10 protein-coding genes and 4 tRNA genes are annotated in these 14,926 nt (G+C 47.8%); 2 read left to right on the top strand and 12 right to left on the bottom strand.

The features are described 5' to 3' along the window. Nucleotides 1-53: 53 nt before the first annotated feature. The 3 genes from ihfA to pheS form a co-directional block, all read right to left on the bottom strand. The gene (gene ihfA, locus T411_RS0105240) at nt 54-350 is read right to left on the bottom strand and encodes an integration host factor subunit alpha (protein ID WP_001229260.1); all 297 of its coding nucleotides are present in this window, start codon (nt 348-350) and stop codon (nt 54-56) included. A 438-nt stretch (nt 351-788) separates the two neighbouring features. Next, on the bottom strand, nt 789-3,176 hold the full coding sequence (gene pheT / locus T411_RS0105235) for a phenylalanine--tRNA ligase subunit beta (RefSeq protein ID WP_000672449.1): 2,388 nt from the start codon (nt 3,174-3,176) through the stop codon (nt 789-791). Nucleotides 3,177-3,202: 26 nt separating this feature from the next. Then, entirely contained in the window at nt 3,203-4,186 is a 984-nt protein-coding gene (gene pheS / locus T411_RS0105230) for a phenylalanine--tRNA ligase subunit alpha (RefSeq protein ID WP_001164219.1), read from the bottom strand. Nucleotides 4,187-4,476: 290 nt separating this feature from the next. Between pheS and T411_RS0105225 the strand changes: the two genes are divergently transcribed. Beyond that, complete coding sequence (locus T411_RS0105225; RefSeq protein WP_001261948.1) at nt 4,477-4,962, top strand: GNAT family N-acetyltransferase; 486 nt, start codon at nt 4,477-4,479, stop codon at nt 4,960-4,962. On the opposite strand, the gene T411_RS0105220 is transcribed toward T411_RS0105225, so the two are convergent. From T411_RS0105220 to uvrY, 8 genes are all read right to left on the bottom strand, one after another. Then, entirely contained in the window at nt 4,959-6,077 is a 1,119-nt protein-coding gene (locus T411_RS0105220; RefSeq protein WP_001190450.1) for a GGDEF domain-containing protein, read from the bottom strand. The two genes, T411_RS0105225 and T411_RS0105220, sit on opposite strands and share 4 nt — an antisense overlap. Nucleotides 6,078-6,323: 246 nt before the next feature. Beyond that, nucleotides 6,324-6,399, bottom strand: a tRNA-Gly gene (locus T411_RS0105215). A gap of 10 nt (nt 6,400-6,409) precedes the next feature. Continuing rightward, a tRNA-Leu gene (locus tag T411_RS0105210) sits at nt 6,410-6,496 on the bottom strand. A gap of 64 nt (nt 6,497-6,560) precedes the next feature. Further along, a tRNA-Gly gene (locus tag T411_RS0105205) sits at nt 6,561-6,636 on the bottom strand. 2 nt (nt 6,637-6,638) lie between these two features. Continuing rightward, a tRNA-Cys gene (locus T411_RS0105200) sits at nt 6,639-6,712 on the bottom strand. A 257-nt stretch (nt 6,713-6,969) separates the two neighbouring features. Then, nucleotides 6,970-7,527: a CDP-diacylglycerol--glycerol-3-phosphate 3-phosphatidyltransferase gene (gene pgsA / locus T411_RS0105195; protein WP_001211977.1), complete on the bottom strand. Its 558-nt coding sequence runs from the start codon at nt 7,525-7,527 to the stop codon at nt 6,970-6,972. A gap of 47 nt (nt 7,528-7,574) precedes the next feature. After that, entirely contained in the window at nt 7,575-9,407 is a 1,833-nt protein-coding gene (gene uvrC, locus T411_RS0105190; RefSeq protein ID WP_000107095.1) for an excinuclease ABC subunit UvrC, read from the bottom strand. Beyond that, nucleotides 9,407-10,051 carry a UvrY/SirA/GacA family response regulator transcription factor gene (uvrY, locus tag T411_RS0105185; RefSeq protein ID WP_001890391.1) on the bottom strand — a complete coding sequence of 215 codons (645 nt, stop codon included), beginning with the start codon at nt 10,049-10,051 and terminating at the stop codon, nt 9,407-9,409. The genes uvrC and uvrY overlap by 1 nt, the downstream gene beginning before the upstream one ends. 375 nt (nt 10,052-10,426) lie before the next feature. Between uvrY and T411_RS0105180 the strand changes: the two genes are divergently transcribed. Next, a complete protein-coding gene (locus tag T411_RS0105180; RefSeq protein WP_000687839.1) occupies nt 10,427-12,790 on the top strand; it encodes a DNA polymerase II in 2,364 nt (787 codons plus the stop codon). Here the strand turns inward: T411_RS0105180 and T411_RS0105175 are convergent. Then, the gene (locus T411_RS0105175) at nt 12,762-14,861 is read right to left on the bottom strand and encodes a PTS sugar transporter subunit IIC/EAL domain-containing protein (RefSeq protein ID WP_001912474.1); all 2,100 of its coding nucleotides are present in this window, start codon (nt 14,859-14,861) and stop codon (nt 12,762-12,764) included. The genes T411_RS0105180 and T411_RS0105175 overlap by 29 nt on opposite strands. Nucleotides 14,862-14,926: the final 65 nt, after the last annotated feature.

Here is a 14,926-nt window from a genome sequence, read left to right as displayed (position 1 = left end):
AATGGGGATAAAGCAAAAAGACCACGCTCATCGGCGTGGTCTATTGCTCGGTCTTATTTTTCGACTTTGATGTTCTCGACACGGGCTTTCAATTTTTGCCCTGGGCGGAACGTTACGACACGTCGAGCGGTAATAGGAATATCTTCACCGGTTTTAGGGTTTCGACCCGGACGTTCATTTTTATCTCGTAGGTCAAAATTACCAAAACCGGAGAGTTTTACCTGTTCGCCACTTTCGAGTGCTTTACGAATTTCTTCAAAAAACACCTCAACCGTATCCTTGGCATCCCGCTTGCTCATGCCGAGCTGTTCGAACAGGGCTTCAGCCAATTCGGCCTTTGTGAGCGCCATAAAACTTCCCTCAAAGCTAAGTTAAACCTTGCTGCTGGTTGGCAGCGCCAAAGCAATTTTTATTCGGCCAATCAATAACCTAACTGCCGAATAGTGAAAGTGTATGCCAACCTTCTGATTTTCGCCAACTTTTTTATTACTCAGTAAGCGATTCAAAACGTTACGATTTACATCTCTTTCAAAAAATCACTGATTCTCTCTTGGATGACAAGAGGAAAAAAATCTGAGTTTTTAGTTATTTACATCATTGTCACTAAAATGATTTTCAGACCCTCATCACTATTTAGCGTAGATAATTTTTTTCGATACGCCAAAAATTTTTTCTTAGTTTCATCTAAAAATCAGAGAGTTGTTGGCTCAGTTCCAGATTATCACGATAAAAAAACAGGCTCCGAAGAGCCTGTTTTCATCTGATTTAAAGCGAAGATAGACCTAAGCTTAGTCGCGCAGAGCCGCGCCGAATTGGGCAGATACGGCTTGCACAATCGCCTCTACCGCTGCTGCGATATCCGCTTCTTCAAGTGTGCGTTCAACCGATTGCAACGTCAGCGCAATCGCCAAGCTCTTCTTGCCTTCTTCCACGCCTTTACCGACATAAACGTCAAACAGTTTTGCGTCTTTCAGTAGCTCACCACCCGCCACACGGCAAGCTTCAACGATGTCGCCAGAAGCGATGTTGCCATCGACCACCAACGCGATATCACGACGGTTGGCTGGGAACTTAGAAATCGCTGCGGCTTCTGGGATCACGCGTGTGTTGATCGCATTCCACTCGATCTCGAACACAATAGTGCGACCATTGAGGCCAAACTTACGCTCAAGTTCTGGGTGAACCGTACCAATAACACCGATCGCTTTGCCATCCACCATAATCGCTGCAGCTTGACCTGGATGCAGCGCTGGATGCTTAGTTGCTGCGAAGCTATAGGCTTTGCCTTTCGCTGTCAGTTCAAGAACCGCTTCCAGATCGCCCTTCATATCGAAGAAATCAACGGTTGCCGTTTCCATATTCCAGTGCTCTTCACCACGAGCGCCAGAGATCACACCCGCCAGCATAGGCTCTTGGCGCATGCCATTTTCTGCCGCCGCATCAGGAATGAAGCGCAAACCGTATTCAAACAAACGAACACGAGGTTGCTGACGTTTCTGGTTGTGAACCACAGTGTTCAGCAGACCTTGGATCAAGCTCAAACGCATCGCTGACATTTCAGCAGAAATTGGGTTTGGCAGGATCAGCGCATCAACACCCGGTACAACCAGTTTCTGTTGCTCAGGCTCAACGAAGCTATAGGTGATCGCTTCTTGGTAACCACGGTCAACCAGCAGATCGCGTACACGCTTCAGCGGTAATTTCGCTTCGTTGTGCAGGTTCATGTTCAACGCGGCCACTGACGCTTGATTAGGAATGTTGTTGTAACCATAGATACGGCCAACTTCTTCCACCAGATCTTGCTCGATAGCAATATCAAAACGCCATGTTGGCGCGGTCGCTTGCCAGCCTTCTGCGGTGGTCTCGACCTGCATGCCTAGACGCTCTAGAATCTCCACGACGTCCGCATCCGGAATCGCATGACCCAGCAGTTTGTCGAGCTTGCTACGACGCAGCGCAACTTGGTTTGGTTTTGGTAAATCGGCCGCAGATTCTGCAGCTACCACTGGCGCAACGTCACCACCACAGATCTCAACCAGCAGTTGCGTTGCACGCTCCATCGCGGCGTGTTGCAAAGCATAATCCACACCACGTTCAAAACGCATTGAAGAATCGGTGTGTAGGCCGTAGCTACGTGCACGACCACGAATGTGGTCTGGTGCGAAGAACGCACACTCAAGTAATACATCTTTGGTGTCAGTGCTGACGCCAGAATGCTCGCCACCGAATACACCAGCAATCGCCAGCGCTTTTTGTTGGTCAGCAATCACTAGCGTATCTGCGTTTAATTTGGCTTCTGAGCCATCAAGCAGCGTCAGTTTTTCATCTTGCTCAGCCAGACGAACCACGATTCCGCCTTCAATCTTCGCCAGATCAAACGCGTGCATTGGTTGGCCTTGCTCCAGCATCACGAAGTTAGTGATATCAACCACCGGATCGATAGAGCGGATACCACAACGACGCAGTTTTTCTTGCATCCAGAGTGGCGTTTGCGCTTGAACATTCACGTTCTTCACGATACGACCAAGGTAACGCGGACACGCCGCTGGCGCTTTCACGTCAATTGAAATCGTATCATTGATGGTTGCTACAATCGCATTCACCGCAGGAGCAGTCACGTCCGCACGGTTCAATACGCCCACTTCACGAGCCAGACCACGGATGCTGAAACAGTCCGCGCGGTTAGACGTCAAATCCACATCGATAGTCACATCGTTCAGTGACAGAAAATCGCGGAAATCCATACCAATCGGTGCGTTTTCAGCCAGTTCCATGATGCCGTTCGATTCAACATCGATACCCAGCTCAGAGAAAGAACACAGCATGCCGTGTGACGGTTGGCCACGCAGTTTAGCTTTTTTAATCTTGAAATCGCCTGGCAGCGTCGCGCCTACGGTTGCAACCGCAACTTTCAGACCTTGACGACAGTTGGCTGCACCACACACGATGTCCAGAAGCTCTTCTTCGCCTACATCGACTTTGGTGACGCGCAGTTTGTCAGCATCTGGATGTTGAGCACACTCAACCACGTGACCCACTTTTACGCCGTCGAACACACCAGCTACGGCCAGTACGTCATCCACTTCCAGACCCGCCATTGTAATTTGGTGAGTTAATTCGTCAGTGGTAATTGCCGGGTTAACCCACTCACGAAGCCATGATTCGCTGAATTTCATTGTATATACCTCTTGGGAACCCTGAATTATTTGAACTGTTTTAGGAAACGCAGATCGTTTTCGAAGAATGCACGCAGGTCATTCACGCCATAGCGGAGCATGGTTAAACGCTCAACGCCCATACCAAACGCGAAGCCTGAGTATTTCTCAGGGTCGATGCCTACGCTGCGCAGTACATTTGGGTGCACCATGCCGCAGCCTAGCACTTCTAGCCATTTGCCGTTTTTGCCTTTGACATCCACTTCCGCTGAAGGCTCAGTGAACGGGAAGTAAGACGGACGGAAACGCACTTCCAAATCTTCTTCAAAGAAGTTGCACAAGAAGTCATGCAGGATGCCTTTCAGCTGTGCAAAGTTAACGTTTTCATCAACCAACATACCTTCCACTTGGTGGAACATTGGGGTATGCGTTTGGTCGTAGTCGTTACGGTAAACACGGCCCGGCGCGATGAAACGCAGTGGCGGCTGACGCTCTTCCAGAGTACGGATTTGCACGCCAGAGGTGTGAGTACGCAACATCAACTTCGGATTGAAGAAGAAAGTATCGTGATCAGTACGCGCTGGGTGATCCGCGGCAATGTTCAGAGCATCGAAGTTATGGAAATCATCTTCGATTTCAGGGCCAGACTCTACAGTAAAGCCAAGCTCACCAAAGAAGCTTTCAATACGTTCGATAGTACGAGTCACTGGGTGCAAACCACCATTTTCGATACGGCGACCGGGCAGTGTCACATCGATGGTTTCAGCCGCTAACTTGGCTTCCAGCTCTGCGCTTTGCAGCGCATCTTTACGCTCAGCCAGCGCTTTTTGCACCGCTTCTTTCGCAACGTTAATTTCTTGGCCAGCAGTACGGCGCTCTTCCGGCGGTAGTTTACCTAGGCTTTGCAGTTGAACCGTCAGTTCGCCTTTTTTGCCCAGATACTGAACACGCACTTCATCCAGTGCGACGAGCGACTCTGCAGCGTTAATCGCTGAGGTCGCATTAGCAATAATCTCTTGTAGATGTTGCATCGTTTCCTCGTCTGCTAATCAGCAGTTTCCTTTAGGAGCCCGAGTAGGTTTCTTTGGGAGTCGCAAGACCGCCAATAGTGTTACCGTAAGGGATTCTTGGGGTTTTCAAATAGCTGTACATAGTACCGAAAGCCAAGATTAAAGCCAAATTGAAATCTATCCTGTATGCATTATTGGGGCATTATTCATGCACTTGAAAAGTCTTACATCAATACCCACTAATTAGAAGTACGCGGTGACATGCTAAAAAACCCACATCATCGCATTTTTCATCCAGAAAAGGACTATCAATGAGAGTAGAAATCGTACCGATTCGACCTGAGTTTGACGCTGAGATTTGCCAAATTATTCAAAGCGTCGGCGCTGAATTTGGCGCGATTGGTGAAGGGTTTGGCCCATCGGATGCCGAAGTGCTTGCCATGAGCCAGTACTATCGAGAGCAAGACCGTAGCGCGTATTTTGTTGCGTTATTGGAGGGGAAGGTAGTCGGCGGTGGTGGCATTGCACCTTTTGCTGGCCATACGGATTTGTGTGAGCTGAAGAAGTTGTTTCTGCTCCCCACAAGCCGCGGCCATGGCGTAGGCCGGGCGCTCAGCGAACATTGTTTGAATTTTGCGAAACAGCAAGGCTATACCAAATGTTATTTAGATACCCTTTCTAGCATGACTCAAGCGATCAAGCTCTACCAACAGCTTGGTTTTGAGCACTTAACGCAGCCCATGGCGGGGACAGAGCATAATGGCTGCGACGTGTGGATGCTGAAATCACTCAACTAGCTCGGCGCACCAAAAGCGCAAACACGATTTTTTCCGCTGTTTTTGGCAAGGTAAACCGCTTGATCCGCCGCGCGCAGCAGCTCATGGTGATCTTTCATGTTTGAGGCAAACGCGGCAACCCCCATACTGACACTGCCTTGCCAACGAATATTGTTTTCAAGCGAGATCACCTGCTGTTGAATCGCACGGCAAACCTGCTCTGCAATATAGACACCACCAGCAGTGTTGGTTTCAGGACAGATCACTAGAAACTCGTCGCCACCTAAGCGACATACCAGATCATCACTACGAAAGTGATCTCTTAGCATGTTCGCTATCGTGGTTAACACTTTGTCGCCTACATCGTGCCCGTGATGATCATTAACCGCTTTAAACCCATCAATATCGATCATGACACACACGAAAGGCTGCTGGTTGTCTTGCGCAAGATTCCAATGCAACACAAGCTGACGCATGGCTTTACGGCGGTTTGGTAAGCCCGTCAAACTGTCGGTCATGGATAGCGCTTCGAGCTGACGATTGACTTGGTAAAGCTGCTGAGTGCGCTCAATCACTTTTTCTTCCAGTGATTGATTGAGTTTGACGAGTTCTCGATTACGTTCAGAGACTTGATCAAATAACGCATTAAGGGCATTGAGTAATGGCTCCGTCGCGGCATTTTTCTCTCGTTCCTCTTTAGCGTAGGCCTCTTCGGCACTCATGCCTGAGCGAATCGCAATCACTTGTCGCGCCATATTCTGATCGATACCTAAGATGTGGTACGCCAACCAATGGATCAAAAACTCCAATAACTGAACGGCCGAGCGGTCATCCACATCATGGATGAAAGCTTGCATGCTAAACACTTCAGACATAAACGTGCGATGAACCTGAATGTGCTCTTCAAGATGAAGTGCTGAAATGCCGACCTCACGCATGAGCTTCTCTTCTTCTTTGAAGTGGTACTCAGAGTAACGAGAAAGCTCAAACAGAGCGAGACGGATCTCATCTAGTGACACATGATTTTCGGCCAAAAGAGAGCTGTAGCGGTTGACGATATTGACGAGAGATTGATGCTGCTCATCAACCTCCTCCAATCCTGTTTCGAAGTATTGATCCCATTTGAATGATTGCATGCTCGGCGCTCAACTCTTTAGCCTATACCGCTAACTCACGATTATTCCTTAATAAATCTAGGGCAATTGTAACGAGAAGCGAATCACTCGACGTGACTTTAATCATAAAAACCGGAAAACGTTAGCAAGTGCTAAATAAATCAACGAGAAATATCACAGCGCAGCATGTTGAAATAGTGCAAAAGTACCAGAATAGAAAAAGCATCAAGAAAGCAAAAGCCCGCTCAATGAGCGGGCTTTCTGATTTGGAGCGACACACGAGGTTCGAACTCGTGACCTCAACCTTGGCAAGGTTGCGCTCTACCAACTGAGCTAGTGTCGCGAAATGGAGATGGTGCCCCGGGCCGGACTTGAACCGGCACGACTCGAAAGTCGAGGGATTTTAAATCCCTTGTGTCTACCGATTTCACCACCAGGGCACGCAAAATCTTTGCGATGGAAGACACCATCTTGTGATACCGCTTAACGCCATATCATTTAATTTGGAGCGACACACGAGGTTCGAACTCGTGACCTCAACCTTGGCAAGGTTGCGCTCTACCAACTGAGCTAGTGTAGCAATGGAGGCGCGTCCCGGAGTCGAACCGAGGTCCACGGATTTGCAATCCGCTGCATGGCCACTCTGCCAACGCGCCTCTGTAATTTCAGACTTTCACTTGTTTCGGTGGCTGCCTGACTACGGGAATGCATTCTACGCATTCGAGTTATTGAGTCAACACAATTTTTTGGCCTTTCTAATCGTTTGACTATTTAACGTGCAAAAACGCGATATTTGCTCACTTTATTAGCAAAAAACACCGTATATTTATAGAGATAACTGGATCCCAAGCTTCACTTTTTTGTTTTACTCGCCTATCGCGCAACGATAAAAAAACGGGCTTTCGCCCGTTTTCTAGTGATGTTCTTCATTCAGTAAGTCGTCTTTGGCCGCCGCCAAATATTGCACCATTGACCAATAGGTCAGCACAGTCGCCACATAGATAGAAATGTAGCCAAGCCAAATCATCCAGTCGTCATAACGCCAGATCAGTACCCACAGCGCAAACATTTGAGTCAGAGTTTTTACTTTGCCAACCCATGACACTGCGACACTGGCTCGTTTGCCAATTTCTGCCATCCACTCACGCAGTGCTGAAATGATGATTTCGCGAGCGATCATGGTCACCGCAGGAATGGTGATCCAGATACTGTGGTAATGTTCGGTGATCAAAATCAGCGCCGTGGCAACCAGTACTTTATCCGCTACTGGGTCAATAAATGCACCAAAACGCGAGGTTTGGCCTAATTTTCGCGCCAACATTCCATCTAACCAATCAGTGAATCCAGCCACCCAAAACACCATAGCGGCGACAAAGGGAGCCCATTCAAAAGGGAGATAAAAGGTCACCACAAACACGGGGATCAGAAATAATCTGAGCAAGGAGAGAAGGTTAGGAATGTTGAAACGCATAATGTATAGGCTCTTTTCGATGGCGCGTTAATGTTGCTGTATTTTTCTTATTGTTTCAATGCTTGATAAATGTTTTCTGCCAATGCGTGGCTGATGCCCGGCACTTTGGCGATTTCTTCAACAGAAGCGCGTTTTAACTCCTGCATACCACCCAGATATTTCAGCAAGGCTTGACGCCGTTTCGGCCCGACGCCTTCGATACCCTCAAGTGTACTGGTACGGCGAGTTTTTCCGCGCTGCGCGCGGTGTCCTGCAATCGCGTGGTTATGGCTTTCATCCCGAATGTGTTGAATTAAGTGCAACGCAGGCGCATCACTCGGCAGATGAAACTCATCACCATCAATAGTGATCAGCGTTTCTAAACCAGGTTTACGTGTCACCCCTTTGGCGATGCCGATGATCTTCGGGTACTTCGGCCAATCCTGCCAACATGAGGAGATAATTTCGTACGCACGATTAAGCTGCCCTTTCCCACCATCAATAAAAATAATGTCGGGAATTTTGCTGCTATCAAGCTGCTTACTGTAACGGCGCTCCAACACTTGCGCCATCGCCGCGTAATCATCCCCACCAGTGATGCCCGTGATGTTGTAACGCCGATACTCTTGCTTTAGCGGCCCTTCTTGGTTAAACACCACACAAGAGGCCATCGTGCTTTCGCCCATGGTATGCGAGATATCAAAACACTCCATGCGGGTAATCGCATCCATTCCGAGCTCTTCTTGCAGGGCTTTGAAGCGCTGACTGATGGTCATCTTGTGATTCATCTTAGTCGTGATCGCCGTCAGCGCGTTGGTATTGGCGAGTTTCAGATAACGACCTCGCGTGCCGGTAGGATTGACATGGAAAGTGACTTTGCGCCCTGCAAGTTCACTGATCGCGATTTGTAGCGCCTCGGTTTCTTCGGTCAATCCTCGATTTAAAATGATCCGTGCCGGAATACTGCGAGCTTCACTGTGACTTAAATAATATTGGCTTAAAAAGCTCTCAAACACTTCGACCTGCGAGGTGTCACTTGGAATTTTCGGAAAATGGCTACGACTGCCGAGCACTTTGCCTTGGCGGATCATCAAAATATGGATGCAAGCAATGCCATTTTCTTGTGCAAAACCGAGCACATCCAAGTCTTCCAAACTGTCGTCCGACACAAACTGCTGCTCTTGTACGCGGCGAATGGCTTGAATTTGGTCACGCGCTTTAGCGGCATCTTCAAAACGCAGTTCACGGCTCGCCTGCTCCATTTTCTCAACCAGAATCGACAGTACTTGGTTGTCTTTGCCTTGCAGGAAAAGACGTAGGTAATGGACGATCTCTTGATAGCCTTGGTCAGAAATCAGTCCTTTCACACAAGGTCCGGCACAGCGCCCAATCTGATACATCAAGCAAGGTCGAGTACGGTTGCTGTACACCGTATCTTCACACTGACGGACGGGAAAGATTTTCTGGATCAAATGCAGAGTTTCACGCACTGCCCCCGAATCCGGATAAGGCCCGAAATATTCACCACGGCGTTTTTTGGCACCACGATGTGAGGACAGTCGCGGGTGTTTGTGCGCGCTTAAGAAAATATAGGGATAAGACTTATCATCACGCAGCAGCACGTTGTACTTAGGCAGATACTGCTTGATGTAATTGTGCTCAAGGATCAATGCTTCCGTTTCGGTGTGGGTGACCGTCACGTCAATCTTGGCGATGTTGCTGACGAGAGCTTTGGTTTTTTCGCTGTCGAGATTCTTGCGAAAATAGCTGGTTAGACGCTTTTTGAGGTCTTTGGCTTTGCCGACATAAATCACTTCAGCCTCAGCGTTATACATTCGGTATACGCCGGGCTGGTTGGTGACTGTCTTAAGAAAAGGGGCAGAATCAAACTGTGTCGACACTATAACTTCTCAGTATCTAAGATCCCGTGTCGGATAGCTAAGTGGGTTAATTCCACATCACCGTTGATATTCAGCTTGGCGAACAAACGGTAGCGGTAGCTGTTGACGGTTTTCGGGCTCAAACTGAGCTGTTCGGAAATGTCCGTCACCTTCTGGCCTTTGGTGATCATTAACATGATCTGCAATTCACGCTCGGAGAGATCAGCAAAAGGATTTTCAGAGGCGGGCGAAAACTGACTCAACGCCATTTGCTGCGCAATTTCTGGAGAAATGTAACGCTGACCGCTGTGAACGATACGGATCGCATTGACCATTTCATCCGGTGCCGCGCCCTTCGTGAGATAACCTGCGGCACCCGCTTGCATCACTTTGGTTGGGAACGGATTTTCGGTATGTACCGTCAATACGATAATTTTAATGTCCGGATTAACACGCAACAGCTTCTTGGTTGCTTCCAAGCCACCAATACCCGGCATGTTCATATCCATTAAAATGACATCCGCATGGTTAGTACGGCACCATTTTACTGCTTCTTCACCGCTGTCAGCTTCCCCTGCTACTTTCATTCCACGGACGTCTTCAATAATACGTCGTATCCCTGTGCGAACCAGCTCGTGATCATCTACAAGGAAAACACTAATCAAACTTGTATCTCCACACTTATCTATTGGCTCTGCACCCACCGAGACAGTGGATTACAGCGAAGCTACCCCAAACCAACGCGGGCAACTTTTCTCCCGTGAATATGATCTGAAACCTACACTTTAGCAAGCACTTATTTTTCAAAGTGTCGAATCGCACATGTGGCACATAAAAATCAATAAGTTAATAAAAATCATATTCGCCTAATTGAAAGGTTTGGTGAATATAAACCGTGATTTTTGGCCTACTTTTGCGTCGCAATCACCTAGGTGCTCGCCCACTCCTGCTTGTGATGCCACAATGCGATGTAATCAGCTTCACTATCAGTATAATGTGCCAGCGCAAAAATGTATGAGTGTTGAAAAAGGTGGGCCAGATTGAAGATTGAACAAGGGTTTGTATTAACGCGTCACGCTCGTGATGTGGCTGGACAAACCCAAATTGAACTTTGGCTCGCGACACCTTCAGGCCCAACGCAACTTACCATACGCGGTGAGCGTCCGGTTTTTTTTATTGAACAATCGGCTAGCCAAGAAGTGATGCGAATTGCCGCAGAATTATCAATAACGCCCTCATTAGCGCCTCTGTCATTACGTAGCTTTGCAGGCCAACCCCTCGCCGCTTGTTACTGCAATACGATTCGCGATAGCCAAATCTTAGCCGAGAAACTCGCTCAAGCGGACATGTTGATCTTAGAGGCGGATATTCGTTTGGCTGACCGTTTTCTGATGGAACGCTTTATCCAAGGCAGCATCGAATTTACTGGTCAGATCACCGATTTCGGCCATTATCGCCAAGTTCAGCAAGCCAAATGTCGCCAAGGTGATTACCTACCGACGCTGAATATGGTATCGCTAGACATCGAATGCTCCGAAAAAGGGCTACTCTACTCGATTGGTTTGGATAGCCCGATGGACAGCCGAGTGATTATGATAGGTCAACCAGAACCCGCGGAAACGCCGATTCAATGGGTCGAGGATGAATACCAGTTACTCAAAGCGCTCATTGCATGGTTTGAGCAGTTTGATCCTGATGTGATTATTGGTTGGAGTGTAGTGGATTTCGATTTCCGGCTGCTGCACAAACGCGCGGAGTTCCACAAACTGAAACTCACTATTGGACGAGCTCAGCAACCGAGCTTCTTCCGCACGGCGAGCCAAACTCAGCAAGGCTTTATCAGTATTCCCGGGCGTGTGGTGCTCGATGGTATCGATACGTTAAAAACCGCGACTTACCATTTTCGTTCATGGTCTTTGGAGTCGGTCTCGCAAGAGCTGCTCGGCGAAGGGAAAGCGATCCATAACGTGCATGATCGGATGGATGAAATTAACCAGATGTTTCGCCACGATAAGCCCTCACTCGCTCGCTACAACCTGCAAGACTGCGTATTAGTGAATAAGATTTTTGCGGCCACTCATCTGCTCGATTTCGCCATTCAGCGTTCACGTTTAACGGGTGTCGAGTTAGATCGCATTGGTGGCTCCGTGGCCGCATTCACCAATCTCTATCTGCCACAACTGCACCGCGCAGGGTATGTCGCTCCCAATTTGCAGCCAGAAAACTGGGTTGCCAGCCCTGGCGGTTATGTGATGGACTCGATTCCGGGGCTGTATGACTCGGTACTCGTGCTCGACTTTAAAAGCCTCTACCCTTCGATTATTCGCTCGTTTTTGATTGATCCGCTTGGATTGATTGAAGGATTAAAGCTACCGATAGGCAAACAAGCTGATCACGCGGTTCCGGGCTTTCGCGGTGGTCAATTTCATCGTACCAAACACTTTTTGCCTGAGATGATCGAAAAGCTATGGGCAGCGCGCGATGAAGCCAAACGCAACCAAGAAAAGGCCTTTTCGCAAGCGATCAAAATCATCATGAACTCGTTTTATGGCGTACTCGGATCATCAGGCTGCCGCTTTTTCGATGCGCGATTGGCATCGAGCATTACCATGCGCGGCCATGAAATCATGATCCAAACAAAACGGTTGATTGAAGCGCGCGGCTATCAAGTAATTTATGGCGATACCGATTCAACGTTTGTCGCACTCGGTGGGCAATACTCTCAGCAAGAAGCCGACGCGATTGGTAATGCTTTGGTGAGTGAAATCAACCAATGGTGGACAGAGCATTTAAAGCAAGAATATGCCCTTGCTTCGATTCTTGAACTCGAATACGAAACCCACTATCGCCGTTTTTTAATGCCGACCATTCGCGGTTCAGAAACGGGCTCCAAAAAACGCTATGCGGGTTTAAAAGGGGATGGTGATAATGAACAACTGATTTTTAAAGGTTTGGAAAGCGCACGCACCGATTGGACGCCGCTCGCGCAACGGTTTCAACATCAGCTGTATCAATTGATTTTCCACGGCCAAGACCCAGAATCCTATATTCGCACTATTGTAGAACAGACATTGGCAGGCCAATTGGATGAACAATTGGTGTATCAAAAGCGTTTACGCCGACGGTTACATGAGTACCAAAAGAATGTGCCGCCGCAAGTACGCGCAGCCAGAATGGCGGATGACATTAATGCCAAACTCGGGCGGCCTCTACAGTATCAGTATCGCGGCAGCATTGAATATTTGATCACCGTGAATGGACCAGAGCCGAAAGAGTATTCCAAAAGTCCGATGGATTATCAGCACTACATCGACAAGCAACTCAAACCGGTGGCAGACGCGATTTTGCCTTTCATCGGCAAGCAATTTGACGAGCTTATTGCACCTCAGCTGGGGTTGTTTTGAGCATATTACGTTCTTGCACGAATTCCACCAAATGTTCACGAGTGAGAGATTTACTGTAAAACCAGCCTTGTACTGAGAAAGGGTATTCATCTCCCATCGCTTCTAATTGCTCTTGAGTTTCGACCCCTTCGACGATCGTTTCCAATTCAAGGGAATGAGCCACGAGCTGTAAATTCGCAAACACTTTGCGCCCTTTTTCAGAGGCCAAAGCTAGCACGAAAGAGCGATCAATCTTGATCCCATCGACATCAAAACGGTGCAGATAGCTGAGAGAAGAGTAACCAGTACCAAAATCATCAATGTAAATTTTGACACCTAATTGATGGAGTTGATTAAACACCCAAGTCAAACGCTGTTCATCCGCCAGTAAACTTTCTTCCGTCAGCTCAATATGGATTAATCCTGCCACTGGGCGAATGATCTCTTCAATCTGAGCCATTACGGTCAAATTCATCAAGGTTTCTGCCGTCAGATTAATACTGACAGGTACATAAACTCCGACATCCGTTAGCTTGCGAACATCACGCGTAGCGTGTTTCACCACCCATAAATCCATCTCTTTCATCAACCCTGCTTTGGCAAGGGAAGGTAAAAAGGCTGCCGGTGATAGTATGTTATCTTGTTGATCTTTGGCTCGAATTAATGCCTCACAACCAATCACTTGTCCTGTTCGGTGGCAAACTTGCGGTTGATACTCCAAACAAAACTCTTTGCTGCTCATCATCTGTAGTTGCTGTTCAACTTTAAGCTGCTCACGCTCCCGTTTCTGCGCCAACGCAATGGGATCATCTTGCAGATGAGCCGCCTCTTCTTGACGGCGAGTATACATAGTATCCAACGAAGGAATTCGAATCGTTTGCTGACCATATTGTTCATTAAGACGCAGCACCGAGGGCAAATATAAGAGACAACCGAGAACAATATTGACCAATTGCAGGAGTAATCCATTCCAGTCACCGCTAGTCGCAATCCAAGCATTGAGAAAAATCGGGCTATTGAACGGCACTGAAACACTCGGGTACGCGACCCAACCGGACTCTACCGCCCAGAGTGATACCATCACATTCACCATAGGTGCGAGGAGAAAGGGGAAGAATAAACGCGGATTGAGGATCAGAGGCAAACCAAATAGGAAAATCTCATTCACATTAATCAGCCCGATCGGAAGACTGGCAATCGCGAGCAAGCGAATGTTTTTCTGTTTTCCGAACAATAGGATAGCTAAAGCTAAAGAAAAGGTTGCACCGCTGCCTCCGATAAACACAAACGTGCCCATAAAAGATAAATTCATTGGATAAGGGGCGGTTTCACCGATCAAAAAATAGGACTCGGACAGCCGACTCGCTTCTTGCAATAATTCCACTAAAGGTAATAAAGCGTAATAACCGTGGATGCCGAAAAACCAAAGCAGCGAGTTTAGGCTGGCGAATGTTAAGCCGAAGGAATAAGGGTCATTGGCATAATCAAAATGCATCAAGCTTGCAAAGATCTGACGAGTGATCGGGCCAAATAAAATTAAATTTATGCCCACCACAACCATGGCCGTCAGTGCCGCAGGCAACACCAGATTGAGTGACTCACGTACTATGCTGCCAGCACTGTTTGAGTGGGTTAAGTGTAAGACCGGATAACGCATCAACCAAGCTATCAGCGGAATAGCATAAATCGGTGTGATCAGTGCTGTGATGATTTGAAACGTTGGCAAATTATTCTCGGCACTCACCGAAGCTGAGGAGACCACCAAATAAATGATGCTCAATAGCGCAATCGGGGGACGTGGCAAATGCCAATGCATGGCCAGCAGATATGAGATGGTGGCCGTCATCAAATAAGGAAAGGTTTCGGCGATCACTTGGTTCGCGCGATACAAAATCAAAACCCATTCAGGACGGCCACCGCTAAACAGCTCGCCCATGCTGGCAATAAACAGGACAAAGGAAGAGATCATTAAGCACGGGATCAGCCACACCATCCCTTCACGAATCGAATGCATCGCTGAAACAAGGTATTGAGAAACCTTGGTTAATTCATTTTTTCTCACCGTAGGTAAGTACTTATTAAAACTCAGCATGCTAAAGAGGCTCAAGTGACGCGTATTAAAAACTTAGCACACTAATTTCTTTATCAATAAATGAT

It is taken from the genome of Vibrio cholerae ATCC 14035 (genome assembly GCF_000621645.1).
GTDB lineage: Bacteria > Pseudomonadota > Gammaproteobacteria > Enterobacterales > Vibrionaceae > Vibrio > Vibrio cholerae.
This window is presented reverse-complemented; position numbering and strand designations above follow the sequence as displayed.

Excerpts from the sequence above, each read along its gene's own strand:
- ihfA (WP_001229260.1), bottom strand. The coding sequence starts at position 350 with ATGGCGCTCACAAAGGCCGAATTGGCTGAAGCCCTGTTCGAACAGCTC.
- pheT (WP_000672449.1), bottom strand. The coding sequence starts at position 3,176 with ATGAAATTCAGCGAATCATGGCTTCGTGAGTGGGTTAACCCGGCAATT.
- pheS (WP_001164219.1), bottom strand. The coding sequence starts at position 4,186 with ATGCAACATCTACAAGAGATTATTGCTAATGCGACCTCAGCGATTAAC.
- T411_RS0105225 (WP_001261948.1), top strand. The coding sequence starts at position 4,477 with ATGAGAGTAGAAATCGTACCGATTCGACCTGAGTTTGACGCTGAGATT.
- T411_RS0105220 (WP_001190450.1), bottom strand. The coding sequence starts at position 6,077 with ATGCAATCATTCAAATGGGATCAATACTTCGAAACAGGATTGGAGGAG.
- pgsA (WP_001211977.1), bottom strand. The coding sequence starts at position 7,527 with ATGCGTTTCAACATTCCTAACCTTCTCTCCTTGCTCAGATTATTTCTG.
- T411_RS0105175 (WP_001912474.1), bottom strand. The coding sequence starts at position 14,861 with ATGCTGAGTTTTAATAAGTACTTACCTACGGTGAGAAAAAATGAATTA.